Annotated in this window: 2 protein-coding genes; both read left to right on the forward strand. The window is 70.6% G+C overall.

The window, feature by feature from the left end; translation table 11 throughout:
- On the forward strand, window positions 1-1,729 hold a 1,729-nt coding region (locus ACXJKL_RS17255), incomplete at its 5' end, for an HAD-IC family P-type ATPase (RefSeq protein ID WP_457208248.1).
- A 164-nt stretch (window positions 1,730-1,893) separates the two neighbouring features.
- A partial coding sequence (locus ACXJKL_RS17260) for an AfsR/SARP family transcriptional regulator (RefSeq protein ID WP_457208249.1) occupies window positions 1,894-3,487 on the forward strand: 1,594 nt, incomplete at its 3' end.

Consider the following 3,487-nt stretch of genomic DNA (forward strand, 5'->3'; position numbering starts at 1 on the left):
GTTTGAGGCCGTCCCGGGCCACGGCCTGGACGCCCGCGTCGCCGGGCACCGGGTCCGGGTTGGCAACACGGCGATGATGCAGCTCGCCGGCATCGACGAGGACCCGGCGATGACCGCCACCGCGGACGCCGCGGCCGGCCGGGGCGAGACGCCGATGTACGTCGCCATCGACGAGCGCCTCGCCGCCGTCGTCACGGTTGCCGACACCGTCAAGGCCCAGTCAGCCGACGCCATCGCTCAGCTGGAGGCCCTCGGCCTCGAGGTGTGGATGATCACCGGCGACAACGCTGCTACCGCACACGCCGTCGCTGCGCAGGTCGGCATCACCCGCGTGATGGCGGACGTGCTGCCGGCCGACAAGGCCGCCGCCGTTGCCCGGTTGCAGGAGGAAGGTCACGTGGTCGCGATGGCCGGTGACGGCATCAACGACGCCGGCGCGCTTGCTCAGGCCGACCTCGGCATCGCCATCGGTACCGGCGCCGACGTCGCCATCGCGGCCTCTGACATCACGCTCCTCGGTGGTGACCTGCGCAGCATCGTCTCCGCCATCGCCCTGTCGCGGCGCACCGTGACGACGATGAAGCAGGGCCTTGGATGGGCCTTCCTCTTCAACTTGCTGCTCATTCCGGTGGCCGCTGGGGCACTGTACTGGTGGGACGGGCTGCTGCTCGACCCGGTGCTGGCGTCCGCGGCGATGGCGATGAGCTCGGTCAGCGTGCTCTCGAACGCGCTGCGGTTGCGGCGTTTCCGCCGCCCCGAGTCGGTGCAGGAGATCCTGCACCCGCCGGTCCGGCAGCAGGTGAGCCAGTACGCCTACCTGGTCGGCGTCGCGGCTGTGGCGCTGGTCATCGGCGGCGCCCTGACCGCGGTCAGCCGGATGGACTTCGCTGAGCGCGGCATGAACGGCACGCTGGCGTGGATGCAGACCACCGGCATGCCGATGCGTCCGGCCATGTCGAAGATGATGACCGCCGACGTTGCGCCCACCGAGGCAGCGCAGACCGGGCTGAACGTGCAGCTGCACGTCCCGGACTCCACCCGCCCCGGCGTCCCGACGACCGTGACCCTGAGGGTCGTGGACGCCGAGACCGGGGAGGCCGTGACGGACCTGACCCGCAGTCACGAGGCATGGATGCACTTCATCGCCACCCGAGCCGACCTGGGCACGTTCTCGCACGTGCACCCCGAGCCGACCGGGCGCCCTGGCGAGCTGCAGGTCGAGCTGACGTTCCCGACCCCGGGCACCTACGTGGTGAACACCGAGTTCCGTCGGCAAGGCGAGATGGGTGACCTGCACCAGCGCCAGCTCATCACCATCGCCGGCGACGCACCCCAGCCGGTCACCCTGGCCGCCGGCCCGCGCACTGTCGTCGTCGACGGCGTACAGGTCGAGCTGGGCGGAGACGCACTCGTCGGGAAGCCGAGCGACCTGCACTTCTCGTTCGCCGACGCCGCCACCGGCGCCCCGGTCAACGACCTGCAGCCGTACCTAGCAGCAGCCGGTCACATCGTGGTGATGAAGTCCGGAGCGCAGACGTTCGCTCACGAGCACGCCGAGGTCGAGGACGCGAACGGACGCCCAGTGTTCGCACTGCCGGGCCAGACGTTCGGGCCGGAGCTGGAGGTGCACGCCGAATTCGACACCCCGGGCATCTACCGCCTGTGGGGTCAGTTCCGGCTGGCGAGCGGCGACGTCATCACCGTCCCGTTCACCGTCGAGGCGTCCTGACCCACCCGCCGGGCAGCTCGCATCCTGCTGCCGGCCCGCCTCTTCACGAGACGGGCCGGCAGCTCCGCCACGGCGGCCAGGAACGGTGCTGGACTACACCGGACGTTTGCCTCGCGCTCGAGCCTCGGGAGACGATGGAGCCGGCAGACGAGGATGGAGCGGTAGTGGACGACGTGCGGTACCGGCTGCTCGGGTCGATGGAAGTCTTGGTCGACGGCACCCCGGTGAAGCTGCCCGGAACCGCCGAACGAGCCCTGCTGGCCCAGCTCCTCCTGAGCCCCGGCCGCACCATCCCGGCGACCATGCTCGTCGACCGGCTGTGGTCAGAGTCCACGCTCCCAGTTGACCCGATGAACGCCTTGCAGATCCGCGTCTCCAAGCTGCGCCGCGCCCTCAAGGCCGTCGGGGTCGGTGACATCGTCGCCCGTGAAGGAGTTGGATACCGCGCCACCGTCGAGGCGTCGACAGTGGACGCGCTCGACTTCGCTGAACGCGTCCGCGCCGCCCGCTCAGCCACTGCGAATGCCGCCAACAACGGCGGCACCAACCCAGCCCACCTGCAGGCCTACGACGACGCACTCGCCCTGTGGCGCGGCGACCCGCTCAGCGACTTCGCCCTCGAACGGTGGGCCGCCGCTGAAGCCGCCCGCCTGACCGAGCTGCGGCTGGCTGCGATGACCGAACGCGCCCAAATCGCACTTGCCCTTGGCCGGCACCATGAAGTCGTTGGCGACCTCGAACCGGTCCTCGCCCACGACCCGACGCTGGAGTCGCTGGCCGCATTGCTCATGGTGGCGCTGTACCGCAGCGGACGCCAGGCCGACGCACTCGACGTTTACACCCGCACGCGAGAGGTCCTCGACGAGTCCCTCGGCCTCGAACCGTCCGTCTCGCTGCGATCACTGCACGAGCGGGTGCTGCGCCAAGACACCACCCTCGGCGCCCAGCAAGACATCGTCCCGGCCGAGCCGGTCCCCGCTCAGCAGCCGACGGCTCGAGAGCCCGTCCGAGACCCTGCCCCGGTGGCCGAGCCGGCGGTAGAGACAACGCCCGGGGTTGCCCTGTCGACGCACCGGTCACGGACCGACACCGACCGGATGGCTCCGACGAACTTGCCCACCGTGGTCCGGCCGTTGATCGGCCGTGACGCTCAGCTGGACTCCATCGCCGAACTCCTCGGTGGCGTACGGCTGCTGTCTCTCATCGGCCCAGGCGGCGCCGGAAAGACGTCCCTCGCGCTTGCCACCGTCGTTCGCATGGCACCGAACTACCCGGACGGGGCGGTCGGGGTGAGGCTGGCGTCGGTCAACGCCGACGCTCCCGACCAGGTGCCGGTCGCTGTCGCCGACGCGCTCGGCATGCCGATGGACGGCGCCGCCGCGACGAAGGACCTGCGCGAGCGGCTCATCGCGTTCCTGTCCCAACGCCACCTGCTGCTGCTGGTCGACAACTGCGAGCACGTCGTCGACGCAGCCGCGAGCCTCATCGACGACATCCTCAGCCGGTGTCCCGACGTGACCGTCCTGGCCACCAGCCGCGAAGCGCTCGCCGTGCCCGACGAAGTGCAAGTCACCGTAGGCCCCCTGGACACCCCACCCGAAGGCACCGCGCCGGGCCAGGTGCTGGCCTACCCGGCCGCTCAGCTGTTCGCTGAACGCGCCCGCGCCGTGCGGCCCGGGCTGCTGTTCGACGCCGACAACCTCAGCGCCATTGGCGACATCAGCAGGTCCCTGGACGGCATCCCCCTCGCGCTCGAGC

The organism is Nocardioides sp. P5_C9_2 (assembly GCF_054049555.1).